24 protein-coding genes and 1 pseudogene are annotated in these 24,698 nt (G+C 57.4%); 22 read left to right on the top strand and 3 right to left on the bottom strand.

Features of this window, described 5'->3' with window-relative positions; all coding sequences use genetic code 11:
- Nucleotides 1–324: 324 nt before the first annotated feature.
- The 18 genes and pseudogenes from ABRP93_RS09760 to ABRP93_RS09845 all read left to right on the top strand — a co-directional run bounded on the left by ABRP93_RS09760 (nt 325) and on the right by ABRP93_RS09845 (nt 17,175).
- Nucleotides 325–987, top strand: a complete 663-nt coding sequence (locus ABRP93_RS09760; RefSeq protein WP_349887803.1) for a hypothetical protein — start codon at nt 325–327, stop codon at nt 985–987.
- Complete coding sequence (locus tag ABRP93_RS09765) at nt 987–1,970, top strand: HAD-IIA family hydrolase (RefSeq protein ID WP_023022221.1); 984 nt, start codon at nt 987–989, stop codon at nt 1,968–1,970. Before ABRP93_RS09760 ends, ABRP93_RS09765 begins: the two co-directional genes overlap by 1 nt.
- Complete coding sequence (locus ABRP93_RS09770; protein WP_005282788.1) at nt 1,961–2,122, top strand: hypothetical protein; 162 nt, start codon at nt 1,961–1,963, stop codon at nt 2,120–2,122. Before ABRP93_RS09765 ends, ABRP93_RS09770 begins: the two co-directional genes overlap by 10 nt.
- Nucleotides 2,122–2,928, top strand: coding sequence for a TlyA family RNA methyltransferase (locus ABRP93_RS09775; protein WP_349887804.1), 807 nt, complete (start codon nt 2,122–2,124; stop codon nt 2,926–2,928). The genes ABRP93_RS09770 and ABRP93_RS09775 overlap by 1 nt, the downstream gene beginning before the upstream one ends.
- A complete protein-coding gene (locus ABRP93_RS09780; protein ID WP_349887805.1) occupies nt 2,928–3,809 on the top strand; it encodes an NAD kinase in 882 nt (293 codons plus the stop codon). Before ABRP93_RS09775 ends, ABRP93_RS09780 begins: the two co-directional genes overlap by 1 nt.
- Nucleotides 3,809–5,479, top strand: coding sequence for a DNA repair protein RecN (recN, locus tag ABRP93_RS09785; RefSeq protein ID WP_023022227.1), 1,671 nt, complete (start codon nt 3,809–3,811; stop codon nt 5,477–5,479). Before ABRP93_RS09780 ends, recN begins: the two co-directional genes overlap by 1 nt.
- A gap of 10 nt (nt 5,480–5,489) precedes the next feature.
- Nucleotides 5,490–6,650: a putative cytokinetic ring protein SteA gene (steA, locus tag ABRP93_RS09790; protein ID WP_349887806.1), complete on the top strand. Its 1,161-nt coding sequence runs from the start codon at nt 5,490–5,492 to the stop codon at nt 6,648–6,650.
- 15 nt (nt 6,651–6,665) lie between these two features.
- Nucleotides 6,666–7,574, top strand: coding sequence for a copper transporter (locus tag ABRP93_RS09795; RefSeq protein WP_349887807.1), 909 nt, complete (start codon nt 6,666–6,668; stop codon nt 7,572–7,574).
- A gap of 2 nt (nt 7,575–7,576) precedes the next feature.
- Nucleotides 7,577–8,215, top strand: coding sequence for an NUDIX domain-containing protein (locus ABRP93_RS09800; RefSeq protein ID WP_023022232.1), 639 nt, complete (start codon nt 7,577–7,579; stop codon nt 8,213–8,215).
- Nucleotides 8,212–9,102 carry a site-specific tyrosine recombinase XerD gene (gene xerD / locus ABRP93_RS09805; RefSeq protein WP_349887808.1) on the top strand — a complete coding sequence of 297 codons (891 nt, stop codon included), beginning with the start codon at nt 8,212–8,214 and terminating at the stop codon, nt 9,100–9,102. Before ABRP93_RS09800 ends, xerD begins: the two co-directional genes overlap by 4 nt.
- Nucleotides 9,103–9,254: 152 nt before the next feature.
- Entirely contained in the window at nt 9,255–10,127 is an 873-nt protein-coding gene (locus tag ABRP93_RS09810) for a ParA family protein (RefSeq protein ID WP_023022236.1), read from the top strand.
- Between the two features lie 6 nt (nt 10,128–10,133).
- The gene (locus ABRP93_RS09815; protein WP_023017549.1) at nt 10,134–10,931 is read left to right on the top strand and encodes a segregation and condensation protein A; all 798 of its coding nucleotides are present in this window, start codon (nt 10,134–10,136) and stop codon (nt 10,929–10,931) included.
- A gap of 37 nt (nt 10,932–10,968) precedes the next feature.
- Nucleotides 10,969–11,523, top strand: a complete 555-nt coding sequence (scpB, locus tag ABRP93_RS09820) for an SMC-Scp complex subunit ScpB (RefSeq protein WP_023017548.1) — start codon at nt 10,969–10,971, stop codon at nt 11,521–11,523.
- A 55-nt stretch (nt 11,524–11,578) separates the two neighbouring features.
- Nucleotides 11,579–12,490, top strand: a complete 912-nt coding sequence (locus tag ABRP93_RS09825) for a pseudouridine synthase (protein ID WP_349887809.1) — start codon at nt 11,579–11,581, stop codon at nt 12,488–12,490.
- The gene (cmk, locus tag ABRP93_RS09830; protein ID WP_023022241.1) at nt 12,490–13,182 is read left to right on the top strand and encodes a (d)CMP kinase; all 693 of its coding nucleotides are present in this window, start codon (nt 12,490–12,492) and stop codon (nt 13,180–13,182) included. Before ABRP93_RS09825 ends, cmk begins: the two co-directional genes overlap by 1 nt.
- Entirely contained in the window at nt 13,179–14,762 is a 1,584-nt protein-coding gene (gene der, locus ABRP93_RS09835) for a ribosome biogenesis GTPase Der (protein WP_239275852.1), read from the top strand. The genes cmk and der overlap by 4 nt, the downstream gene beginning before the upstream one ends.
- A 76-nt stretch (nt 14,763–14,838) precedes the next feature.
- Nucleotides 14,839–15,528 (top strand): GNAT family N-acetyltransferase, encoded by a 690-nt coding sequence (locus ABRP93_RS09840; protein WP_349887810.1) that lies wholly within the window; start codon nt 14,839–14,841, stop codon nt 15,526–15,528.
- Between the two features lie 262 nt (nt 15,529–15,790).
- Nucleotides 15,791–17,175, top strand: a pseudogene (locus ABRP93_RS09845) (anaerobic C4-dicarboxylate transporter).
- Here the strand turns inward: ABRP93_RS09845 and ABRP93_RS09850 are convergent.
- Entirely contained in the window at nt 17,176–17,991 is an 816-nt protein-coding gene (locus tag ABRP93_RS09850) for a class I SAM-dependent methyltransferase (protein ID WP_349887811.1), read from the bottom strand.
- 37 nt (nt 17,992–18,028) lie between these two features.
- Here ABRP93_RS09850 and ABRP93_RS09855 point away from each other — a divergent pair, with 37 nt between their 5' ends.
- From ABRP93_RS09855 to ABRP93_RS09865, 3 genes are all read left to right on the top strand, one after another.
- Nucleotides 18,029–19,462: an ABC transporter transmembrane domain-containing protein gene (locus ABRP93_RS09855; protein ID WP_349887812.1), complete on the top strand. Its 1,434-nt coding sequence runs from the start codon at nt 18,029–18,031 to the stop codon at nt 19,460–19,462.
- Nucleotides 19,462–21,204: an ABC transporter ATP-binding protein gene (locus ABRP93_RS09860; protein ID WP_023022253.1), complete on the top strand. Its 1,743-nt coding sequence runs from the start codon at nt 19,462–19,464 to the stop codon at nt 21,202–21,204. Before ABRP93_RS09855 ends, ABRP93_RS09860 begins: the two co-directional genes overlap by 1 nt.
- Nucleotides 21,205–21,434: 230 nt before the next feature.
- Nucleotides 21,435–22,181, top strand: a complete 747-nt coding sequence (locus ABRP93_RS09865; protein ID WP_349887813.1) for a CE1 family esterase — start codon at nt 21,435–21,437, stop codon at nt 22,179–22,181.
- Here the strand turns inward: ABRP93_RS09865 and ABRP93_RS09870 are convergent.
- On the bottom strand, nt 22,178–23,428 hold the full coding sequence (locus ABRP93_RS09870) for a site-specific DNA-methyltransferase (RefSeq protein ID WP_023022257.1): 1,251 nt from the start codon (nt 23,426–23,428) through the stop codon (nt 22,178–22,180). The two genes, ABRP93_RS09865 and ABRP93_RS09870, sit on opposite strands and share 4 nt — an antisense overlap.
- 161 nt (nt 23,429–23,589) lie before the next feature.
- Between ABRP93_RS09870 and ABRP93_RS09875 the strand changes: the two genes are divergently transcribed.
- Nucleotides 23,590–23,787 (top strand): antitoxin, encoded by a 198-nt coding sequence (locus tag ABRP93_RS09875; RefSeq protein ID WP_023022261.1) that lies wholly within the window; start codon nt 23,590–23,592, stop codon nt 23,785–23,787.
- 127 nt (nt 23,788–23,914) lie between these two features.
- On the opposite strand, the gene ABRP93_RS09880 is transcribed toward ABRP93_RS09875, so the two are convergent.
- Entirely contained in the window at nt 23,915–24,532 is a 618-nt protein-coding gene (locus ABRP93_RS09880; RefSeq protein ID WP_023022263.1) for a response regulator transcription factor, read from the bottom strand.
- Between the last annotated feature and the right edge of the window lie 166 nt (nt 24,533–24,698).

Here is a 24,698-nt window from a genome sequence, read left to right on the forward strand (position 1 = left end):
CGAAGCCGCCGGATCAGCTACACTTACTATCGCATCTTGATTAAATCCCCGTGTCCACTTTCCGGGGTTCGGGCCCGATATTCTAGATTCTTTGAATGTCGTTTAGCACTGTAGAATGGGTGCGGTATTTCTGTGCGAGTTCCAACCAAGAAAGGGTAGGACTGAATGTCGGAGCGCAACCAGCACGGCCGTAATGGCCGAGGACAAGACCGTCGGGGTCGAAATCCACGCAACTCGGGGGACCGTGATTCTCGCGGAGGGGGAAAGAAGAAATCTTTCTCTCCACAGCGCTCTGGTTATAGGGAAGAGCGAATCAACCGTCGTATGACCGATCCGGACATTCCTGAAGAAATTGATATCAATGATTTGGACCCATTGGTGCTCCAAGACCTGAAATCACTCTCCAAAGAAAACTCGGAGGCCGTCGCCAAGCATATGATCATGGCGGCGACTTGGATGGATGATGATCCTAAGCTGGCGCTGCGGCATGCGCGCGCGGCTAAGGATCGTGCAGGCCGCGTGGCTATCGCCCGAGAAGTTAACGGTATCGCTGCTTACCGCGCCAGCGAGTGGAAAGAGGCGCTATCTGAGCTGCGCGCTGCCCGCCGTATTTCTGGCGGTCCAGGAATGCTTGCGGTTATGGCTGATTGTGAACGCGGATTGGGTCGGCCGGAAAAGGCATTGGAGTTAGGACGCAGCGAGGAGGCCAAGGAGCTAGACAAAGAATCCGCTACCGAATTAGCAATTGTGTTGGCAGGCGCTCGCCTTGACCTCGATCAGCCTGAATCAGCGGTGGTTACCATTCAGAGGGCACAACCTGACCGCAACGATCGGGGAGTAAGTGCTTGTAGGCTGTCGTATGCCTATGCAAACGCGCTTCTTGCTGCGAGTCGCAACGATGAAGCACACGAGTGGTTCGAGCACACCATCGCCATTGATGAGGGCGACTGGACCGATGCCGCTGACCGATTGGCGGAATGTAAGTAATGAGTGTTTTGAGCAAACATGACGCCTTATTGTTGGACTTGGATGGAACCGTCTGGGAGGGGGGCCGTCCGCTAAGCAACGTCGTAGACGTTATTAATACGTGTGGAGTTCCCGCCGTATATGTAACAAATAATGCGTCGCGGAGCCCAGAAGCCGTTGCCACAATGCTGACGGATATCGGTTTGACTGCGGATTCTGGTGATATCGTCACCTCCGCCCAGGCAGTGTTGCAGTTAGCTGCCGAGGAAATCCCGTCGGGTGCGAAGGTGCTAATTATCGGCGCGGATTCTTTCAGGGACTTGGCCAAGGACATGGGTTTTTCCGTGGTCTCGAGTGCTAACGATAAACCAGCAGCCGTCCTGCAAGGATTTGATAAGTCCGTCGGGTGGGAACAGCTGACGGAGGGCGCGCTGGCTATCCGGGCAGGCGCGAAATTTTTCGCCTCAAATTTGGATACGTCCCTTCCAATTGAGCGGGGGCTAGGCGTTGGCAATGGCTCCCTAGTCGCTGCCGTCGAAAAGGCGACGGGAGTAGAGCCCGTATCTGCCGGCAAACCTGAACCAGCGATGTTCTTCCTCGCGGCCAAAAAGGTCGGGTCGAAAAAGCCATTGGCGGTGGGCGACCGGCTAGATACGGATATTGTTGGAGGTAACGCCGCAGCGATGAATACCTTTCATGTCTTGACCGGCGTATCGGGCGAGCTGGAGCTTATCGAGGCCCCCGTGGAGGCACGGCCTAACTTCATTGGTGCAGGCATGCACGAGCTTTCATTGCCTATTTCGCAGGTGCGACCTGGACCGCAAGGAGATTTTACCGCGCGGTGTGATGGGTATGACGTTCTCTTGCAGGGGGGAAACGAATCCTCTACCTCAGTGCAAGCGCTGCGGACGGTCTTGGAAGTGGCGTGGTCGATGCCAGCACCACCTCGGTATATTCAGCCGCGTAGCGAGTTTGCGGAGAAGGTTGTGTCGAAATGGCGGTAAAGCCACACGATTTTCGGGCCGTGAAAGAGCCCGAAGAAGTAGATTCGGAGATTTCGACAATTCTCGGCGAGGATGCACCGACACTCGCAGAAGAAGTCGACCAACTGGACAGGGCGCATTCCGTGTTGCGGAATGCTTTGCAGGAGAACTAATGCCACCACAACGCCGCAGGCTGGATGCAGAGCTTGTGCGCCGAAAAATCGCGCGATCTCGTGAGCAAGCCCGCGAGATGATCAAGTCTGGCCGTGTGACGGTCGGCGGGTTTAAGGCAGAAAAGCCTGCAACTGTCGTGGATCCTGAAGTCTCCATCAAGGTCGAGGAGTCTGAGGAAGACAAGTGGGCATCTCGTGGCGCGCACAAGCTTTTGGGCGCACTAGCCGCATTCGACGTCGACATGGATGGCCGCATCTTAGATGCAGGGGCATCGACAGGAGGATTTACAGATGTGTGCTTGGCGTCTGGTGCGCGTGAGGTGCTATCCGTTGACGTCGGGTATGGGCAATTATTGTGGCGGCTGCAAAATGACGAGCGCGTGACCGTCTTGGATAGGACCAATATCCGCACTATTACTCCGGAGATGACCAATGGCCAGTGCGATGGCATGGTCGGGGATTTATCTTTCATTTCCTTAAAACTGGTGCTGCCAGCAATTGTGGAGTGTATGAAGGACGGAGCGTGGCTCCTGCCCATGGTCAAGCCGCAGTTTGAGGTGGGCAAGGAGCGCATCGGCAGCGGCGGGGTGGTTCGTTCTCCGGAGATGCGTAAAGAGGTCACGCAGGACGTTGCTGAATTTGCCGTGTCTTTAGGCCTTAGTCTGCACGGTGTTGTGGCTTCACCGTTGCCGGGTCCGAGTGGAAATGTGGAATATTTCCTGTGGCTGAAAAAGGACGGTATGTCCACGAACGTGGCTACAATGAAACAGATGATTGATACTGCCGTTGAAGAAGGTCCGCAGTAATGCGAGAGATATTGTTGGTTCCGCATGCCAATCGCGCAGAGAACCTGCAGGCTACCTCCCGTGCAGCCGAGTTATTGCAGGAGGCAGGGATAACGGTTCGCGTTTGTGCGGACGAAACCGTACTGCCGGGGCTACAGCACGTCCCGCATACTGATGACGCGGCGGCGGGATGCGAACTGGTCCTTGTTCTCGGCGGTGATGGAACCTTCCTGCGTGCAGCTGATATGGCACGCGCGGTTGATATTCCTGTCCTCGGAGTGAATCTGGGTCATGTTGGCTTCCTCGCAGAATGGGAAGTGGAGTCATTAGACCGTGCCGTGGCTCGCGTAATAGAGAAGAGCTACCGGGTGGAGGACAGACTGACGGTGGATGTCTCTATTTCGGATGCCAACGGTCACCAACTGGCTAGCAGTTGGGCTTTGAATGAGGCCTCGGTAGAAAACCAGAACAGGTGGGGCGTGTTGGATGCGATTTTGGAGATCGACCGGCGCCCGGTCTCGTCGTTCGGTTGTGACGGCGTGCTAATTTCGACGCCAACGGGTTCAACGGCGTATGCATTTTCTGCCGGCGGCCCAGTGCTGTGGCCATCGCTAGATGCAATCTTGGTCGTGCCGAATAATGCCCATGCACTCTTTACTAAACCTTTAGTGGCTTCTCCCAACTCTTTGGTGGCGGTGGAATCAACCATGCAAACCACACCGGCCGTGGTTATCTTGGATGGGTGCAGGGAACTTATTATGCCGCCGGGCGCCCGCGTTGAGGTGGTGCGCGGTAAGCGCCCCGTACGCTGGGTGCGGTTGGATGATCAGCCCTTTACGGATCGATTGGTCTCTAAGCTGCGGTTGCCCGTGGAAGGCTGGCGTGGACCGAAGGAGAAATAGTGCTTGTCGATATTTCTATCAATGATTTAGGAGTCATTCGCCATAGCTCTGCGGAATTATCGGAGGGCCTGACCGTATTGACCGGTGAGACCGGCGCTGGCAAAACCATGGTGGTTACGGGGCTTCGATTGTTGGCCGGCGGGCGTGCCGATGCCTCTCGGGTGCGCGATGGCGCTAAAAAAGCGGCCGTGGAGGGCCATTTTAGTTCCGCGAAGGAGAGCATCAGCCAGCTGGTGGACTCGGTGGGCGGTGAGCCAGATGAAAATGGTGAATTTATTGTCTCGCGCACGGTTTCGGCTGCGGGGCGATCGCGGGCGTATTTGGGAGGGCGAGCCGTACCGGCCGCCACGTTGGGAGATTTCGCGCGGGAGATAATTACCGTGCATGGTCAGAATGACCAATTGCGCCTCTTGGCCCCAGAGGAGCAACTCGCGGCCGTGGACCGTGCAGACCCGCAACTGGCTGGCGTTCGGGAAGACTATGCTGAGGCCTTTAAAAAGTGGCGCAGCCTGGCCAAGGATTATCGCCGGCGCACCGAGTCTCGTAGGGAACTTGCCCAGGAAGTTGACCGCCTGCAATATGCCCTAGAGGAGATCAACGGTGTGGCGCCCGAGCCAGGGGAAGACGCGGAGCTAGTGCAGTTGGTGCAGCGCCTGCAAGACGTGGACGGTCTGCGCGAATCCGCGCACACTGCCTTGGCGGCGATCGATGGAACGGAAGAGATTGATGAGGCCGCTTCTTCGCTGCTCGGGCGCGCGGGATCGGCGTTAGTGGGATCCTCGGATAAGCAGCTGGCGGACTTAGGCGAGCGCATTTCTGAAATCACCACGCAGCTAGGCGATATTTCAGCTGAGCTCGGTGGATACCTCGCGGGACTGCCGGCAGATCCGAATCTGCTGGAAAAGTCTCTGCAACGCCAACAGGATCTCCGAGCCTTGACCCGTAAATACGCCAGCGATATCGATGGTGTTTTGGCGTGGCGCGATGAGGCGGAGTCCAAATTGCAGTCGATGGATACCTCCACTGAAGTCCTCGAGGAACTTAAGGCGCAGGTCAAAGAGGCCGAGCAGGAGATGAAGCGGAAGGCGGCGAAGCTTACGAAGAGCCGCCGGAAAGCGGCGGAGGCGCTGGGCAAGTTGGTGACTGAAGAGCTGCATGGATTGGCCATGCCCAATTCCACTATGTCGGTTGAGCTTTCCGCGGCAAAGTATTCCAAGACAGGCGCCGATGCTGCGGAGCTGCAGCTCAATGGGAAGCCTTTGGCCACTGCGGCCTCCGGTGGCGAGTTGTCTCGAGTCATGCTTGCCCTTGAGGTTGTGCTCGCCAGCGAGGACGGTGCGACATTGGTCTTCGACGAGGTCGATGCCGGCGTGGGCGGGCGTGCGGCGGTAGAAATTGGGCGTCGGCTAGCACGGCTGGCTGCGCACAATCAGGTTATCGTCGTGACCCACCTGCCGCAGGTAGCGGCGTATGCGGATGCGCATTTGCATGTCTCGAAAGATAAATTTACCTCTGGGGTAGCCGAGCTAACGGAACAGGAGCGCGTGGAGGAATTGGCGCGCATGCTGGCTGGTTTGGATGACACCGAGACGGGGCGCGCCCATGCCCAAGAGCTTTTTGATCGCGCACAAAAAGAAGCTTCCGCGCGCCTTACCCAGCTGGCGGACTAAGCAAGGAACAATGGAGCCCATGGCTCTGTTTTCCCGTACCCCTGATCATCCTGGTGAGCATGCTGCATTGCGCGATTGCACCCCGGGCGCGAAAGGTCTTAAGAAGTTTTCTGAAGGTGATATCGCCGTTATTGATGCGGCGAATATTTCTCGGCCCGAGGCACAAACCCTCGTGGACTTGCAGCCCTCCGCGGTGGTCAACGTCGCCAGGTTTTCTACTGGCTCCATTCCTAATTGCGGTCCGCACATGCTTCTCGATGCCGACATTGACCTCCTCGAAGGCCTCGGCGAGGAATTTATCTCGGAGTTTAAGGATGGCAAGAAGGCACATATTGGGGACGATGGAAAGGTCTACGTCGCGGATAAAGTAGTCGGGACGGGGCAGAAGGTTTCCCGGGAGCGCGCAGACAAGAACTTCAAGGCGGCACAAAGCGCACTCATTGACCACATGGAGTCCTATTTCGCGAGCTCCATCGACTTCATTAATTCTGAAGGCCCGCTGCTTATCGATGGCCTCGGGGTCCCCGCATCCGGTTCCGAGATAGCTGGCCGGAAGGTCATCGTTTTATCTCCCACTGAAGACCACCGCTCCCAGCTGAAAGAATTGCGCAATTTCATCCGGGAGTATGAACCGCTGCTCATTGCGGTTGATGAAGCCGCGGATTCTCTGCTGGAGCAGGGATATAAGCCTGACTTCATCATTGGCGATCCTGCCAAGGTAAGCGATGAGGCGCTGCGTTGCGGCGCGCGCATTGTGGTGCCTGCGGATCCAGAAGGCAGCGTGGAGAGCATTGACCGCATCCAAGAATTGGGCATCGGGGCCATGACGTTTCCGGCGGCTTCGGAATCGGCCACGGATTTAGCGCTGCTCTTTGCGGATTACCACGGTGCGGGCCTTATCGTGCAGTCAGGTGGCGGCTTTGACCTCGATGATGTTTTTGCCAACCGCGTGGCTCCGTCTGCTGTAATGTCTCGGCTGAAGGCCGGAACCAAGGTGGTCGATGCTGAGGCAGTAATCAACCTGTATTCCGCTCCGTCCTCACACCTTGGTTGGCTATGGGCCCTTTTGAGTATCTTGGTGGCGATTGCAGCGATCATCTTGATCGTGGGCTTCGGCGGGAGCCAGGATTTCTTGAGTAATTTAAGCCAGACCTGGTCGAGCCTATTCTAAGCGGGGGGTAAAAATATGGCGAAAGCGCAACTAATTACGGGCCTCGGACTAGGGGCGGCGGTTGGTGTGACCCTCGGTGCCTTGGTGATCGCGCCCAACCTGACCACCAGCGTGGCCGACGATGACCCGATCCGTGCGGAACACCGCAAGGTGGTGCAAGAAAATAAGATCTTGCAGAACCAAAATGAGGCGAGCGATGACATCGTCAATGATGTGGCACCAGATCTGGTCTCCGGTACGTTATCGCAGCGACCGGTGCTGGTCATTTCCACCGATGACGCAAATAGCAGCGATCTTTCTGATATCACGAAGCTCTTAGAAGCCTCCGGGGCCACCGCAGCGGGAGAAATCAAGCTAAGTAAGGACTTTCTGCGCGGGGAAAGCAAAGACGATATCGTAAAAATCCTTAAAGATAAGGCCCCGAAAAATGCAGATCTTAAAGGACTCGATAAAACCGTAGGAAGCTATGGCGGCGAGGTTTTGGGCGCGGCCTTATCCATGGACCCAGAAAGCACGGAACCGCTCGCTAGCGTAAAAGAGCGATCTGAGCTGCTGCGTGCCCTGCGCGATGAGGACTTTATTGATTATAAGGACGGGACTATCCTTCCTGCCCAGTCCATCCTCATTGTTTCTGGCAGCGGGGTGCGCGGATATTATTCCGACACCTTGGCTGAGTTTGCCACCGCTTTGGATGAGGTCAATGGCAGCGTGGTGATGAGCGCGCGGAGCAAGCAGACCCAGGACGATAAGACAGTAGAGCAATTGCGCACCAATGACGTGGATCTTTCTACCGTCGACGGCATTGAGCGCGCGGTAGAGCGCATTGCTGTGATTTCCGCCGCCGAAGAACAGCTTAATGGGGGCAGGGGGGACTACGGATCGGCAGAAAGCGCAGATTCCGCCCTACCGGAAGAGGAGAAATAACAGTGGCCCACGATTTTCAGGTCTTGGATTCAGAGTTAATTTTTGATGCGCCTATCGTCGCCGTACGCCGCGATACCTTGTCCATGCCAGGAGGCAACACGGCGGATAGGGAGATCATCGAGCACCTAGGAGCCGTCGCGGTGGTCGCCTTAGATGAGGATCGGCGGATCGCGATGGTGCATCAGTACCGGCATAGCGTCGGCAAGCGGCTGTGGGAGCTGCCCGCAGGACTGCTCGATGTGAAGGGCGAGGACGAGCTTTCAGGCGCGCAGCGCGAGCTGCAGGAGGAAGCGGGCCTTGCCGCTAAGGACTGGGAAGTTCTCACGGATATGGTGACCTCGCCGGGGTTTTGTGAGGAAGCCGTGCGGATTTTCCTTGCTCGTGACCTTAGTGAGGTTCCCGCGCTGCAGGACACCGGCGATGAAGAAGCCGATATGGATTTTGCCTGGGTGGACCTAGACCAGGCGGTTGACAGGGTGCTGAGGGGTGAGATCGTTAATTCCGTTGCGTGCGCGGGTATTTTATCTGCATATGCCACGGTCATTGGGGGAAAGCCGACGCGTTCGGTGGATGCGCCGTTCGATTTGCGCCCGACCCACATGGCTGCTCGACGCAGCGGACCGGATCTGAAAAAGCAGTGACTGCTGCAGAGGACATCGCTCAGACTTGGTTGAATCACCTCGCCGTCGAACGCGGCGTTTCAGCAAATACCCTGAGCAATTACCGGCGGGATATTCGCCGATACGTGGACTGGCTGGCAGCAAATGGGGTCCAGGACCTACGGCAGGTAACTCGACCTATGGTGGAGGCCTATTTAAAGGATCTGCGCGAAAATATGGCGGTATCTTCTGCCAACCGTGCCCTCATCGTTGCGCGCGGGTTGCATAAATTCGCCGTTGCGGAGGGCGAAGTTGATAGCGATGTTGCGGCCGAGGTGAGCCCGCCTTCCACGGGGCAACACTTGCCCGAGACCTTGAGCGTGGATGAGGTGGCACGGCTCATCGAATCGACGCCTACGGAAACGCCGGTTGACTTCCGCGATAGGGCGCTTCTAGAAGTGCTTTATGGCACTGGGGCGCGCATCTCTGAGGTAATTTCGCTCAACGTCGATGACGTAGCTACTGCCGATGACGTCCTAGTCCTGCATGGCAAAGGCGATAAGGAGCGGCTTGTACCCCTGGGCTCGCATGCCAGGCAGGCTATCGACGCCTACCTAGTGCGCGCCCGTCCCGTGCTGGGAAAGGGCAAGACTGCCGCGCTGTTTTTGAATACGCGCGGCGGGGCGCTCTCGCGGCAAAGCGCGTGGTCCATTATTAAGACGGCCGCGCAGCGCAGCCAGTTGGATAAATCTATTTCCCCGCACACGCTGCGCCATTCCTTTGCCACGCACCTTCTCGAAGGCGGTGCCGATGTGCGCACCGTGCAGGAGCTCTTAGGACATTCCTCAGTGACTACCACGCAAATCTATACGCACGTTACCGCTGATTCCTTGCGGGAGGTATGGCGCGCGGCGCATCCGAGGGCGTAGCTTCCATTGCTTAAGTCAAAGATAGAGGCTTGATATTTGCAAAGTCTCGGTAGTCATACAGGGGAGCGGGTACGCTATAGTTACAACGTTGTAAGCAACCCTATGCCAAATGTCATGGTCCATGACTTGGCGTCAAGGAAGAAGGTTTGACTGTGAGCGAAGAGGGTCTCTTTTCAGCCTCTGATGTAGAGACGGGGCTAACTGGCCGCCCTGTCCGCGAGCTGCCGGAACCCGCCCCCTTGGAAAAACATGGGCCCGCCACCATCATCTCGATGTGTAATCAAAAGGGCGGCGTGGGCAAGACCACGTCCACCATCAATATGGGGGCCTGCCTCGCAGAGTATGGACGCAAGGTCCTACTGGTTGATTTGGACCCGCAAGGCGCCCTTTCCGCCGGGTTGGGGTTAAACCATGATGACATCGAGGACTCTATATATGACGTGATGCTGGATAGCCATACCTCTATACACTCCGCCATTCATCACACCAGCGTGTCCGGCATGGACCTCGTTCCGGCCAATATTGATCTTTCCGCGGCAGAGATCCAGATGGTCAATGAAGTAGGCCGCGAGCACACCTTGGCGCGAGCCCTGCGTCCGGTGCGCCGAGACTATGACTTCATCATTATTGACTGCCAGCCTTCGTTGGGTCTGCTTACGGTCAACGCCTTGGCTTGTTCCCAGGGCGTCATCATCCCCATGGAATGCGAGTTCTTCTCGCTGCGCGGGCTTGCCTTGCTAACGGATACGGTGGAAAAGGTCTCTGACCGCATCAACTTCGATCTGGAAGTCATGGGTATTTTGGTCACCATGTTCGATCGGCGCACCAAGCATGCCCGCGAGGTAATGTCCCGCGTGGTGGAATACTTTGGGGACCAAGTATTCGATACCGTCATTACCCGTACCGTGCGCTTCCCAGAAACCTCCGTGGCCGGCGAGCCCATCACCTCGTGGGCTCCAAATTCGCAGGCCGCGCAGCAATACCGCGATCTGGCGAAGGAAGTCATCGAGCGCTCGACCGTTTAAGCTACCGTGACGCAACCAGAGATTACGGGGTTTCGCATTGCCCTGCGGAATTTCGAGGGCCCATTTGATCTGCTTTTGCAGCTCATCCAGGCCAAGAAGATGGATATCACGGATGTGGCCTTGTCTGAGGTGACCGATGAATTTGTGGGCTACACGCGGCAGTTGGGCGAGAACGCGGATTTGGATGAGACGACTGATTTCTTGGTCGTGGCGGCAACGCTGTTGGACTTAAAGGCCGCACGGCTCTTGCCACGGGGTGAGGTCGATGATCTAGAGGACCTGGAGCTGCTGGAATCGCGTGACCTGCTCTTTGCCCGCCTTTTGCAGTACAAGGCCTATAAGCAGGCGGCGGATCAATTTGCCCGCTGGCAGCGGGAAGCGCAGCGCTCCTATCCGCGCGCGGTCAGCATCGAGGAGCAATTTGCGGAGCTTTTACCTCCCGTGACGTTGGGGCATACTCCGGCGAGCTTTGCGGAAATGGCGGCGGGTGTCTTTCGCCCCAAGCCGCCGGAAGAAGTGGCAACGGGCCATATTCATGGCGTTGCCGTCTCCGTACCCGAACAAGCTGGAAAGATCCTCGAAACGCTCAAACTCATGGGCGCAGGGCAGTGGACAAGTTTTTCCTCGCTTACCCGGGATTGCACCACAACCATGCATATCGTCGGCAGGTTCTTGGCGCTCTTGGAACTGTTTAAGGCCAAGGCGGTCGATGCCCAGCAGGAGGAAGCGCTGGGCCAGCTGGACCTTTCCTGGACCGGCTTGGACGTAGATCCCGCGGTTGTAGCCGCAGCAAATTGGGACTAGTGCTAGCACCGCCGTCCGTGGTTGTACTCTAAGGGGCATGGATCTTCCGCTCATTTCGCAATTGCGATCCCGGCTCGAATCGATTTTGCTGGTGCTCGATTCGCCGGCATCCGTAGAGTCCTTGGCGCGGGCGCTTAGCGTGGAACCGGCGGTCATTAGTGACTGCTTGCGGGCCATCCAACGCGAATTCGATAGCCGCGGCTCTGGAATTGAGCTGCGCGAAACGCCAGAAGGTTGGCGGTTTTATACCCGCCAGGAAAACGCCAGCGCGGTGGAGGAGTTCTTATTGGATGGGGCACAAACAAAGCTCTCGCGCGCGGCCTTGGAAACCCTCGCCGTCGTGGCCTATCGCCAACCGGTCACGCGCCAGCAGGTCTCGGCGGTCCGCGGTGTCAACGTGGACGGCGTGATGCGCACCCTTAACCTGCGTGGGCTCATCCGCGAGCTCCCACAGGACGAGTTCGAAGGGGCGTCGCACCGGTATGAAACCACCGAGCTTTTCCTCGAACTCCTTGGCATAGACTCGCTGGAACGCCTTCCGGATCTGGCACCGCTTCTCCCAGATGTCGATGCAATCGACGAAGAGTACTGAGGTGGGGTAGACTCACGCAGGTAATTTCATATCTTCGAGAGAAAAGGACGCTTAAGTGACTCCTCCCGCTCGCCGTGACGGCACACCGGATAAGAAGCAGCGAGACAGCGATATCGTTGTCTCTAATGCCAAGCCGGCTCGCAATCAACACGTATCCAAGAAAAAGCAGAAGGCCACCGCAGAATCGGTGGCGCGCGAATTGGGCGCTGACTGGCTGGCCGATGACGATAAGCCCAAAGGTGAGCGCCTGCAGAAGGTCTTGGCCAAGGCGGGCGTCGCATCGCGCCGCCACGCGGAAATCCTCATTGATGCCGGCCGTGTCGAAGTAAATGGCAATGTCATCCTCAAGCAGGGCGTCAAGGTTAATCCCGCCGTGGACGTCATTCGCGTTGATGGCGTCCGCGTGAACGTCAACGAGGATCAAGAATATTTCATCCTCAATAAACCCCGCGGAATGCAGTCGACGATGTCAGACGATCTCGGCCGCCCCTGCGTGGGGGACGTGGTGTCTGAAAAGGTCGCCTCGGGCCAGCGCCTATTCCACGTCGGCCGCTTGGATGCGGATACGGAAGGCCTGCTCATCCTCACCAACGATGGGGAATTGGCCAACCGCCTGATGCACCCCAAATACGAGGTGAAGAAAACCTATCTGGCCACGGTATTGGGCGAGGCCGATAATAAGCTTGTGCGCCAGCTCAAAGAGGGCATCGAGCTAGAAGATGGCCTAGCCAAGGCCGATTTCGTGCAGGTAGTGGACAAGAACCAGGGGTTCTCTCTGGTCCGAGTCGAGTTGCACGAAGGCCGCAAGCACATCGTGCGCCGCCTGCTGAAGGAAGCCGGCTATCCCGTACAGCGCCTGGTGCGCACCAAGCTGCACACGGTCCAATTGGGCGATATGAAGCCCGGCGGGCTGCGCGCACTGAATTCCAACGAGTTGACGAGCTTGTACAAAGCGGTGGGAATGTAATGATTTCGAATATGCCTGATGAAGGTTTGATTCTTGCGGTCGATGGCCCCTCCGGAACGGGAAAGTCCACGACATGCCGGGCCCTAGCTAAGCAATTGGATGCAAAATACATCGATACCGGCGCCATGTACCGCGTGGCAACCTTGGCGGTATTGCGCCAAGGCGTGGATCCCGCGGACAAGGAAGCGGTGATTTCCGCGACGGCGAATCTGCCCTTGGAGGTTTCCGATGATCCGGATTCCACGCAGGTGCTTTTCGATGGCGCCGATGTCTCCCGCGTCATCAGGGAAGACGAGGTCACCCAGAACGTCTCCGCAGTATCTGCCATCCCAGAGGTGCGCGAGAACTTGGTGGCATTGCAGCGCACGCTGGCGCAACGCGCCCACCGCGCCATCGTAGAGGGCCGCGATATCGGCACCGTGGTGCTTGCCGATGCCCCCGCCAAGGCATTCATGACGGCCTCGGCGGAAGTTCGCGCGCAGCGCCGACACGGTCAAAACGAAAAGGCCGGCATCGCCTCCGATTTTGAATCGGTACTGGCAGATGTGCAGCGCCGCGATGCCGCGGATTCTTCCCGCGCCACCTCGCCGCTTCGCCCAGCCGACGATGCCACTATCGTCGATACCTCTGACATGAGCCCGGAGGACGTCGTGCAGGCTCTTATCAACGTGGTTAAGGAGTCCCGCTCATGAGCAATAAAGATTTTGAGTCCCCAGAGGAAGAAGTCACGCAGTTCCATTACCCTGCGGGTAAGTTCGACGAGGAAACGGTAGAGACCTCGCCGGGGTGGGCTACGGACGATTTTGATGCCGAAGAATTCGACTACGACTTTGATGAGTCAGAGTTCGGCGAGGCCGACTACGGGGACGAGGACGACCTCGAGCAACCTCTCAGTGAGGACGAGTGGGAGCAGCTCTCGCAGTCGCTTGGCTTTGCCGATGCCACCGAAGAAGCCCTGTGCACCGTCGCCATTGTGGGCCGGCCGAATGTGGGCAAGTCTTCGCTGGTTAATCGCTTCCTCGGCCGCCGCGAGGCCGTCGTAGAAGACCACCCTGGCGTTACCCGTGACCGCGTGTCCTACGTGGCGGACTGGAATGGGCAGCGCTTTATCGTGCAGGATACCGGCGGTTGGGATCCCAACGTCAAAGGCATGCACGCCGATATCGCCCGCCAGGCAGAAATGGCGATGGATACCGCCGATGTCATCGTAATGGTGGTAGACACCAAAGTAGGCATTACCGAAACCGATGAGGTTATGGCGCGCCGCCTGCAAAAGTCTCCGGTTCCGGTGATCGTGGTATCGAATAAGTTCGATTCCGATAACCAGTATGCGGATATGGCGCAGTTCTACGCCTTGGGCCTCGGGGACCCGTGGCCGGTGTCCGCACAACACGGACGCGGTGGCGCGGACGTGCTGGATGAGATCCTGCGCAGCTTCCCCGAAGAACCGCGCGAGACCTCGATTACGTCGGGCCCTCGCCGCGTCGCGCTCGTCGGCAGGCCTAATGTGGGCAAGTCCTCGTTGCTCAATAAGCTCACCAGCGAGGAGCGCTCGGTGGTAGATAATGTCGCCGGCACCACGGTGGATCCCGTGGACTCGCTGGTGCAGTTAGATGAGCAGTTGTGGAAGTTTATTGATACCGCGGGCCTGCGCAAGAAAGTCAAGAACGCGCAGGGCCACGAGTATTATGCGTCCTTGCGCACCCGCGGCGTGATCGATGCGGCTGAGGTATGCATCATGCTTATCGATGCCTCCGAGGAGATCTCCGAGCAAGACCAGCGCGTGCTCAATATGGTGCTGGAATCCGGCAAGGCACTGGTCATCGCGTTCAATAAATGGGACCTGATGGACGAGGACCGCCGCTATTACCTCGACCGAGAGATTGACGAGCAGCTGCGGCACTTGCCGTGGGTGACCCGCGTTAATATTTCAGCTGAGACCGGCCGCGCCTTGCAAAAGCTGGAGCCGGCCATGATCGAGGCCCTAGAAAGCTGGGATCAGCGCGTGTCTACCGGTCAGCTCAATAACTGGATGCGTGAGGCGATTGCTGCCAACCCGCCGCCGATGAAGAATAATCGTTTGCCGCGAGTGCTCTTTGCTACGCAAGCATCGACCCAGCCGCCGACGATTGTTCTCTTTACCACTGGATTCCTCGACGCGTCCTACCGGCGCTACCTTGAGCGCAAGTTCCGCGAGCGTTTTGGTTTCCACGGCACTCCCATCCGCATCGCCGTGCGCGTGCGCGAACGCCGAGGTAAAAAGCGGAAATAAGAGTTCACTGCGACAACGAGCGAAGCCTTCACAACCGTGGGGCTTCGCTCGTTTTTTATCTATCTCATTACGCTCGGTGTCATTAACGGCTAAGCTTGAAAAACATCAGCGCATTGGCTTAGGCCCAGAAAGCAAGAAGGTACATACGGTGTCACAGAAAATCGAGATCTTGCGCGGGCAAAATATCACTTTAAAGGCGTTGAGCGTAGACCATACCCCTGGACTAGCTGAGGCGGTGCAGGACGGGGAATTATGGAAGCGGTGGTATACCAAGGTTCCATCACCAAGCGAGATGGAAACAGCCGTGGAAGAACGCATTTCTTGGTATGACTCCCACGGGTCGCAGCTTTTTACGGTATTTGATTCTGCTGGCACTACGGTGGGGATGACTGGTTATCAGGCCCTAGACTTAGATAACAGGCGCGCACAAATCGGATACACTTGGTACAGGCAATCGGCGCAGAATACTGCGGTTAATGCAGACTGCAAACTGACCCTCATGGGCCATGCATTTGAGCAGCTTGATTGCTTATCCGTGTTCTTCACCACCAACTCCTTTAACCGTGAAAGCCGCCGCGCGTTGGAATCCTTGGGCGCGCATCTGGATGGAATCCTTCGCGGCCACCAGATACTAGATAACGGGATAGTCAGAGATACCTGCGTGTATAGCGTGCTGCGGCATGAGTGGCCCGCAGTGAAAAATCACTTGCACTATAAGATTGACCTGAAGTCTGAGAAGGACAAGGCCCGAGGAATCGACAACTAAGTGCGCAACAGCTTTCGGGGTTGGCACGTGAGGTGTAGTTGAGTTTGTCTCGCCAGCAAAGCCGGAGCTCACTGTAGAGGCATCAGGGCGCCTCAAAACTACATAATTTCGCCGGTTAACCCGGTATTTTACCACTTAGGAGAGCAAAAGTGTCACCAACAATGGTGTGACACTTCGCTCTCCTTTTCGCTTCGGTGAAAGCACTATGGCGCCGATAGGATAAAACTTGTCAACCATTTACTTTCTGTTTGAAAGGCATGACATGTTAGCGAATGTGATTGCCCCGGATTCAGTCCTGGCTATCGTGCTTCAAGTCATAATCATTTTAAGTGCTTTGCTTTTGGGCACCCGCTATGGCGGGATCGGCCTAGGATTAATTTCTGGCATCGGCTTGATGCTGATGGTCTTCGTATTTGGCTTGGCACCGGGCGAGCCCCCGTGTCGGTCATGCTTACGATCATTGCCGTTATCGGCTGCGCAGCCACGCTGCAACAAGCACAAGGTTTGGAAGTGATGATGCAGCATGCGGAGAAGTTCTTGCGTGCTCATCCAGAGCGCATCACCATTTTGGCACCACTGACTACTTGGTTCCTTACCGTACTTTGCGGCACTGGCCACGTGGTCTACACCATGTTTCCGATTATTGAAGACATCGCGCTCAAAAAGGGCATCCGTCCTGAGCGTCCAATGGCAGTGGCCTCGACCTCGGCCCAGATGGGTATTACCGCTTCGCCCGTGTCCGTGGCTACCGTTTCTCTTGCGTCGATCCTTGCGGAAAATGCTGGAGCTATCGACAAGGCTTATTCGATTCCGCAGATTCTTACGGTGGCGCTTCCCGCATCCTTATGCGGTGTTGTTCTCGCTGCGTTATGGTCGCTGCGTCGCGGAAAGGACCTGGACAAGGATCCGGCTTTCCAAGAGCGGATGAAAGACCCAGAGTTTGCCGCCAGCATCAATAAGAGCGCCGATTCGCTCATCGGTAAGGAATTTTCCCGCGAGGCTAAGCGCTCGGTAGTCGTCTTCCTCATCGCTATTGCCTGCGTGGTCCTCCTCGGTGCCTTCGAGTTCCTGCGCCCACTGGTTCCTGGTGATGACGGCGAGCTGAGCCCTGTATCCATGAACCTAGTCATCCAGATGGTCATGCTCGTCGCCGGTGCCATCATCCTTCTTAGCTGCAAGGTAGATACTAAAAAGATTGCATCTACGCCAGTATTCAAGGCCGGCATGACCGCTGTATTTTCGGTCTTCGGTGTTGCGTGGATGGCAGATACGTTCTTCCAATCCCATATCGATGCCCTGGAAACGAACTTGGGCTCTGTCGTTGAGGCGGCCCCTTGGACCTACGCCGTCGTGTTGGTAGTTGTGTCCAAGTTGGTCAATTCGCAGGCCGCTGCACTGGTAGCGATTGCTCCCATTGGTTTGCAATTGGGCATTGACCCGGCTGTCATCGTTGGTTTCTACGGTGCGGCTTATGGTTACTTCATCTTGCCCACGTATCCTTCTGACTTGGCCTGCATTGGCTTCGATCGCACGGGTACGACGCGAATTGGCAAATACGTCATCAACCACTCGTTCCTTATCCCCGGAGCGATCTCCGTATTTACCTCCTGTGTGGTCGGCTCCCTCTTGGCCCAGGTTCTCCTGTAATCAGTCGCGAGACTTCGCCTCCCGTACCAGCACGAAAGCATCCGTGCGGTACGGGATGTGCAGTTTTTGGCCGGCGGAAAAGCCCATGTGCTCGTAGAGGTACCAGTTCAGGTTGTGGGTCATGCGCTCGTGGATGGCCTCGTTATTTCTGAGCCAGTATGAGCGGGTGTGCATGAGTTGGTGGAGCTGTTCTGGGGTGAGTTCGTGGGTCCAGCTTAGACGGACCTCGCGGTCTAAGATCCAGGGCGCTTTGTATTCGGGATAGAAGCCTGGCTTATGCACGTCGCCGGAGTGCATGATGCGGCTTAACCGAAGGATCCAGGGATCCGCGTGTACGTCGAGGGTATTCCACACTAAAAGGACGCGCCCGCCCGGCGCGAGAATGCGGTCCAGTTCCGCGGAGGCTGCGGCAACGTCGACCCAGTGCCAGGTTTGGGCGAGGCAGGCGGCGTTGAGGGAGGCATCGGCAAGCGCGGTGTGCTCGGCCGTGGCGCGGATGATGGGAATGTCTAGGCGGTGGTGGAGCACGCGGGCCATATCTGGAGATGGCTCGACCGCCAGCACGTTGGGGTTGGTGAGGGACTCCGTGAGCTTGCCGGTGCCGGCGCCGATATCGGCAACGCGGTGGGCGCCGGCGATGAGCTCAGCAACCTCGGCCGGGTAATGGGGGCGGACATCTTGATAGGTGTGCGCGCCGCGGTGGAAGGCGCGCGCTGCCTGGGTGCGCTGGGGATCGGTGCCAAAGGTAGGCTTCTGCTTCGCAGAGGGGTTGCGGTAGCTGGGGAAGTGCTGGGGGTTGGGGTGGCGAGTCGACATAGGCTATCTAACCTACCGGGAATTAGAATGGCTTGTTATGGCAACACTTCCAGAACCATCAGATCGGCGGTGGTTGCTGAAGACTGTCTTCTCCCGGCCTGGGATGACCATCCCAGCGGCCGTGTGCATGGCTATCTCCTTCGTGCTCAACGGCACAACGCCGGTCATCGTGGGCTATGCCATCGATGAAGCGGTGGTGGAAGGATCGATAGGGCGACTCTGGTGGTGGCTTGCACTTCTGGTCCTGGCTTTCGCGGTTAATGCCATTACCGGGTGGTTTGGCCGCGGGCTCAACGCGCGCAGCATGCTCGTTATCGGCCACGACGTGCGCATGGCCATCACGGATCGGATTATGGATTCCAAAGGGATGGGCGGGCCGAAACGCACGCCAGGAGAGTTATTGGCCATTGCCTCTACCGATGCGACCCGCGTACAAAATGCCGTGATGATGACGGTGTTTCCGGTGGCAGAGATTACGTCCATCATTTATGTTGCGGTGATGACCAGCCGGGCGAATCTGCCGCTAGGAGTGGCCATCTTATGCGGCGGTCCCATCGTGGTGTGGGGATCGCTGCGCTCGGCTGGTCCATTGCGCAAGCGTTCTGGTATCCGGCAAGCGGCATTGGGCCGCGCCAGTGCGACGGCGACGGATATTGTCCATGGCCTGCGCATTATTAAGGGGATCGGTGCGATAGGTACGGTGCGCAAGCGCTATGCGGGTGATTCCGATGCCGCCTACGAGCGAACCGTTGAGGCCAATGCGGCGCAGGCAGGATTGAATGCTTCTACCGAGGCACTGGGCTCGATCTATGTCATCGCCGTCGCCGTTGCTGCTGGCTACCTAGCGCTGAATGGGCAGATGAGCATTGGCGAGCTCATTATGATTATTGGCCTAACCCAATTCATCATTACCCCGATGACCATGCTGGGTCGAAATATCGCTTCCCGGTGGGCCGCGGCGCAGGCGAGTGCGCAGCGAATAGTAGGCCTACTGCGAGCGCCTGGCCTGCCCGAGGACGCTGCGCCACAGGTTCCTGCGCTGCGGCCAGGGGTGACTGCGATCGATGGGCATGCTCCGGAAGAACTACGGGAGCTGCCCCGGGAAAAATTCATCGTCGTGCCACACGAGGTCATGCTGTTTGACGGGACTGTACAAGACAATATCCATCCGGATGCGGATACGGCCGCACGGGCCCTAGAGGTGGCTGCTGGCGCGGATATTCCCGGTGGGCTTGACCGCGCCGTGGGTGAGCGCGGAAACAATCTGTCCGGCGGCCAGCAGCAACGAGTCGCCCTTGCCCGTGCCATTGCAGCGGATCCAGAGGTGCTGATTCTTTCTGATCCCACGACGGCGGTCGATTCCGTTACCGAACAAGAGGTAGCCCACCGCGTTGCGGACTACCGGAAGGATAAGCCCACCATCGTCTATACATCGGCGCCCGCGTGGCATGCAGTGGGGGTGGAGTCCTAATGCGTTTTCCCACCGCCACCTGGCCACAGGTAAGAAAGGTTGTGGCACAGCAGCTTTCGGCCATTCCGCACGCGCGCCGGCGCGCCGTTATTGCCGTGGTGTTCCTGATAGCCGGGGCAGCGGCCAATGTCAGCATTGCGATCCTGCTCGGCAAGATTGTCGATGCCGTGACGACGGGCACCAGCATCGCCCTCCTCGGAGCCCTGCTTATCGGGGTCGCCGCAGTATCTGCTGCACTCTCGGCAGCGGGATTCTATGTACTCTCTCAGCTGACCGAGCGCGTTATTGCGTCCCTGCGCGAGGATATGGTCTCTACGGCACTCGGCCTTCCCACGCACCGCGTCGAGGATGCCGGAACTGGGGACTTGGTATCGCGTTCAACGGATGATGTGGCGGAGCTATCCGCCGCGGTTACAGAAACGGTCCCCGTGCTGGCGAAATCCATTTTTGTCATTGCCTCAACGGCAGTGGCACTACTTACGGTGGATTGGCAATACCTCGTGGTTATTGTTGCCGTGACCCCGCTGTATTTCTTAGCCGGCCGGTATTACCTGCGGCGCGCCCCTGACCGGTATGCCGCTGAGCGCGCCGCCATGGCGGACCGCGCCCGCCGGCTTTTGGAGGCGATCCACGGCAGGGATACGGTGCGCGCATTCCGCATGGAAAAGACGATGCACGATCGCATCGGCGCGGCTTCAACGCGTGTGGTGGAAGAAGGATATAACGCGCGCCGGACGATGATGGTACTCCAGGCCCACCTCACCGGCATTGAGCTGGTCTTATTGGGCAGCGGTTTGGCAGTAAGCTTCTGGGTGGTGCAGGCCAATGCGCTTACTGTTGGCGCGGTCACCGCGGCGATGTTATTACTCATTCGCTTGCGCGGGCCGCTAATGGGGCTGATGCGCGTGCTAGATACAGTGCAATCTGGGTATGCTTCGCTGGCGCGCATCGTTGGCGTGGTTATCGATCCGCCCGCACCGGTACCGGATAGCGGTGCACCGAGGGGCGATGGCAGCGTGGATATGCGGGATATTTCCTTCCGTTATGGCGATAACTCTTGGGCCATCGAGGGAGTCAACCTAAAGATTAAGCCGGGCGAAACGGTTGCCCTCGTCGGGGCGTCTGGGGCAGGAAAATCCACCGTGGCAGCGTTGCTTGCGGGCTTGCGCGTTCCGGATAAAGGCACCGTGCTTGTCGATGGCGTCGAGGTTGCCCTGCTTTCCGATGCCGAGCGTATCCAACGCCTCGCCCTCGTCTCCCAGGAGGTGCACGTCTTTTCCGGGAGTCTGCGCGAGGATCTTGCGCTCGCGGCGCCGCAGGCTACCGATGCGGAAATGGTGCAGGCGCTGCGCCAAGTCCGGGCCGACTGGTATTTCGATCTGGAGGCAGGCCTCGATACCATCGTGGGCGCGCAAGGAATGCCGTTGGCCCCGGTGGCGGCGCAGCAATTGGCGCTTGCCCGAATCGTACTGTTGGATCCGCGTATCATCATATTGGACGAAGCCACGGCGGAAGCAGGCTCGGTGGGTGCTGAATCCTTAGAAGACGCCGCAGAGTCAGTAATGGAGGGCCGAACCGCCTTGGTGGTAGCGCACCGCCTGGACCAGGCCTCGCGTGCCGATGCCATCGTGGTCATGGATAATGGCCGGGTGGTAGAACAGGGTAGTCATGCAGAGCTGCTAAATTATGGGGGCCGCTATAAACAGTTATGGGCCGCTTGGCAGAAGGGACGAAAATCATGAGACGGAGGCCGGTGCGCGCGACGTTGAGCACCGCAGTCTTGTGCTGCGTGGCGGCGCTGGGCGTGTCATGCGCAAATAATGAGGAAGAATCGGACTCGGCGGTACGCAGCGAAAGCACGCAATCGCACGGGTCGGCTGCCTCGCAGCTCGGGATTCCTACCTCTGCGCCGCTCAGTGGTCCAGAACCGGGATCGTATTCGACGATTAACCTGCCGTCCGGGCGCTCATTTATTCTCAGCGTGCCTAAAAGTTATACGGCACAAAAAGAGTGGCCTGTTGTAATGGCTTTTCACGGGTGGGGGCAGTCAGCGGAAAACTTGCGCGACTATTCCCGCCTTGATGCGGCACAAGCCATTACTGTATTTCCCGCGGGAAAAGAGAAAGCGTGGAGCCCCGCGCCATACGCGAAAACCAGCGGGAGCGAAGACAAAAAATTCGTTCTTGACATCCTCGATTCCCTGCGTGCGACCTATAACGTTGATGATTCGCAGCTTTTTGCCACCGGCATGTCCAATGGCGGTGGCTTCGTAGCCTATTTGGCCTGTCAAATGCCCGGCATCTTCCATTCGGTTGCCACTATCTCCGCTGCATATTACGAAGATATTCTGAAAGATTGCGCCCATGAACCGGTAGGGCGCCTCGATATGCACGGCACCGATGATCCCGTCGTGGGCTATTACGGCGGAACTCGGCACAAGACCAAGTATTTCTCCGTTGAATCTGTCCTAGAGCAGGACCGCAAGCGCAATAAATGCTCGGAGAAAGTAGAAACCAACCGCTTGGTCAATAATGCCCTCGACATGCATTGGCGGGGCTGCTCCGCACCGCTGGAGCATATCCGCATCGGCGGCGGGTCCCACGTGTGGCCGGGTGGTCTTGGAGACAAAAATAATGAAGTAGGACAATTCTTCGCCACTGACCGCGTCTTGGACTTCTTCGGCATCCCGGGCAGGCCTGACGGTACCCGCGAAACCTAGGTTGCGCGGTAGGCCCGGAAAGAGGCCCCAGGCACGGATCGCACGCGCTCTACGCAAATATCCGCGACGCTTAAAAATCCTGCCCGGTGCGCCGAACTGTCCGGGGCGGTGGTCTCTGGAATTTGTACTAGGTGAAAGCTGCGCTCGCCATTGTCTTCCCGGTTAAGGTCGATGACCGCCTGCGCCGTGGTGCCTGAGCCTGCGAAAAAGTCGAGTACCCGGGCATCGTCCCCACCGCCAATGGCGATGAGGTGCTTGATAAGGCGTACCGGCTTGGGGAACTCAAAGATTCCTTCTACACCCATGACGTCCTCTGCGTCGCGGCGTCCGGTGCGCGTTACGCCAAACCTCTGCCCATCGAGGATGGATCGCGGCCGAGCCCCTGCTTTTTGATAGTTCTTGGTGTAGACGAATCCGCGCCGAAAGACCAGCTCATCGTAGCGCTTTTCCACCATATCCTTGCCCCAGCGCCAGCGCGCTACTTGGCTTTGGCCAGCCGGTTGGTCCGGCCAGTGCTGCGTGCCATCGGGAGAGGAAATGGGAAAATCAAGCGATGGCAGATACCCCAGAGTCTTAGAATCTAAGCGCACCAAGGAGTATTTGCCGCGTTCATCCTCGTGGTTATATTTGGTGCTCTTATAGCCTTCAGAATCTACATTGAATCCGGGGTTGTCCGGGTTCTTGGCATAGCAGAGGATGTATTCGTGTTCTACCACCGCATACTTGGAATCGTTTTTCCCAGTGCCGGCCTTTTTCCAAATGAATTGCCCGGCATAGCAGCCCTCGCCAAAAACCTCGTCTAAAACCTTGCGGGTATTAGCAGCTTCGTCCTCTCCAATGGAGACGAATATAAAGCCGTTCTCCGCCAGAATTCGCCGGGCCAGGATGAGCCGTGGCAACATCATGGACAGCCACTCGGCGTGCCACTGGGCATAGCTGCCGGAATTTACCTCTCGCCGCGCGCGGTAATTATCGCGATAGACAAAGTCCCGGCCGGTGTTATACGGCGGGTCGATGTAGATGACATTGAAGGTTTCGCCCGTGGAAACCCAGTGCTGTAGAACCGGCAGGTTATCGGCCACGTGGATGCTATTGGGCGAGGTGGTAGAGCTGCTTAACGCAGCATCGAGCTCGAACTCGGCGGCTAGGGGAGTCTCCGCCGCAGCGCGCGCGGCTTGCTTGCCAGGCCATACCAACCCAAAGAATTCCGCGGCGTTGCAGTCTGCACCAGGGCTAGTGTGCGTCATTTTCTGTCTTTTCCGTGCGAGCTGGTCATTGATCTCATTAACGCTATCACTTTAGAACTTTTGGCTATCTTTGGTGGCGAAGCACCGGCAGTGTCGTTATCGTGGGCAGTGTTGCCAAGCACGGCAATGGTTAGATGAAGTAAACAACGAAAGGATTAGCAATGGGTATCTTTGACAAGGCAAAGGAAGCACTGAACTCCGAAAAGGGCCAGGAAGTTACCAACGAAGGTCTAGACAAGGCCGAGGACTTTGCCAAGGACAAGCTGGGCGAAGACAAGGCAGACCAGGTAGACAAGGCCCGCGATGTCATTGATGACAAGCTCGGCACCAATAACGACGGTGATGACGAGAACAAGTAGTTCTTGCCCTAATTCCTAATTAAATATCGCTTAAGCCCCGCTCCTGTCTGGAACGGGGCTTAAGTTTATGTCTATGGCCGATTTTCTGGAAAACGCGGTCCGATTGGGCTAGTGAAAAATGCGCTTTTTAAATCCAGCCCTGAGTTTGGGCGTTCCTAGCAGCCTCGTAGCGGTTATTTGCATCGGTTTTTGTCATGATACTGGACACGACGTTGCGTACGCTGCCGGGACTAAGATGCACTTTGCGCGCCAGTTCAGAGGAAGCCACCCCAGATAATAAAAGCTGTGCGATTTCTCGTTCTCGGGGTGTGAGCGGGTTGTCCGGGGTAAAAAGACTCTCTCGTGCCAGCGCAGGATCGATAACCCGGAGCCCAGCCTTTACTCGGCGAATTGCCTCCGCCAGTTGTTCTGGTGGAGTGTCTTTGACTATGAACCCAGCGATGTTGGCATCTATAGCGCGCTTTACATAGCCGCCGCGGCCAAAAGTAGTAACGATGAGGCATTTGCATGGACTGTCGGAGAGCTCTTCAGCTACGTCTAGACCGCTCTTTCCAGGCATTTCAATATCGAGTAGAGCTACCTCCACATTGTGCTTGGCAACGAGCTCCGCAACCTCGTTGCCCGTTGCACATTGAGCAACTACCTCGATATCTGGTTCTGTAGCTAGGAGAGCGACAAGGGCACCGCGAACCAATGATTGATCCTCTGCGATAAGGATACGGATGGGTGGAGATGTCTCAGCCATCGGACTCCACTTCATTGTCTAAGTGCAGTAACTCAGTATCACTATTCATAGTAATCAGCGCTATGGTGCGGTTGTCCTTCCTCATAATAATTGGACCTGACCCCCAGATGGTGGACACCTTGAAACCAGCATCTCGCTGGGGAAGTGAGGTACCTTTCCACCATGC

Origin of the sequence: Corynebacterium sp. KPL2850 (assembly GCF_040225855.1) — a bacterium.
Classification (GTDB): domain Bacteria; phylum Actinomycetota; class Actinomycetes; order Mycobacteriales; family Mycobacteriaceae; genus Corynebacterium.

Excerpts from the sequence above, each read along its gene's own strand:
- ABRP93_RS09760 (WP_349887803.1), top strand. The coding sequence starts at position 325 with ATGACCGATCCGGACATTCCTGAAGAAATTGATATCAATGATTTGGAC.
- ABRP93_RS09765 (WP_023022221.1), top strand. The coding sequence starts at position 987 with ATGAGTGTTTTGAGCAAACATGACGCCTTATTGTTGGACTTGGATGGA.
- ABRP93_RS09770 (WP_005282788.1), top strand. The coding sequence starts at position 1,961 with ATGGCGGTAAAGCCACACGATTTTCGGGCCGTGAAAGAGCCCGAAGAA.
- ABRP93_RS09775 (WP_349887804.1), top strand. The coding sequence starts at position 2,122 with ATGCCACCACAACGCCGCAGGCTGGATGCAGAGCTTGTGCGCCGAAAA.
- ABRP93_RS09780 (WP_349887805.1), top strand. The coding sequence starts at position 2,928 with ATGCGAGAGATATTGTTGGTTCCGCATGCCAATCGCGCAGAGAACCTG.
- steA (WP_349887806.1), top strand. The coding sequence starts at position 5,490 with ATGGAGCCCATGGCTCTGTTTTCCCGTACCCCTGATCATCCTGGTGAG.
- ABRP93_RS09795 (WP_349887807.1), top strand. The coding sequence starts at position 6,666 with ATGGCGAAAGCGCAACTAATTACGGGCCTCGGACTAGGGGCGGCGGTT.
- scpB (WP_023017548.1), top strand. The coding sequence starts at position 10,969 with ATGGATCTTCCGCTCATTTCGCAATTGCGATCCCGGCTCGAATCGATT.
- cmk (WP_023022241.1), top strand. The coding sequence starts at position 12,490 with ATGATTTCGAATATGCCTGATGAAGGTTTGATTCTTGCGGTCGATGGC.
- der (WP_239275852.1), top strand. The coding sequence starts at position 13,179 with ATGAGCAATAAAGATTTTGAGTCCCCAGAGGAAGAAGTCACGCAGTTC.
- ABRP93_RS09850 (WP_349887811.1), bottom strand. The coding sequence starts at position 17,991 with ATGTCGACTCGCCACCCCAACCCCCAGCACTTCCCCAGCTACCGCAAC.
- ABRP93_RS09855 (WP_349887812.1), top strand. The coding sequence starts at position 18,029 with ATGGCAACACTTCCAGAACCATCAGATCGGCGGTGGTTGCTGAAGACT.
- ABRP93_RS09860 (WP_023022253.1), top strand. The coding sequence starts at position 19,462 with ATGCGTTTTCCCACCGCCACCTGGCCACAGGTAAGAAAGGTTGTGGCA.
- ABRP93_RS09870 (WP_023022257.1), bottom strand. The coding sequence starts at position 23,428 with ATGACGCACACTAGCCCTGGTGCAGACTGCAACGCCGCGGAATTCTTT.
- ABRP93_RS09875 (WP_023022261.1), top strand. The coding sequence starts at position 23,590 with ATGGGTATCTTTGACAAGGCAAAGGAAGCACTGAACTCCGAAAAGGGC.
- ABRP93_RS09880 (WP_023022263.1), bottom strand. The coding sequence starts at position 24,532 with ATGGCTGAGACATCTCCACCCATCCGTATCCTTATCGCAGAGGATCAA.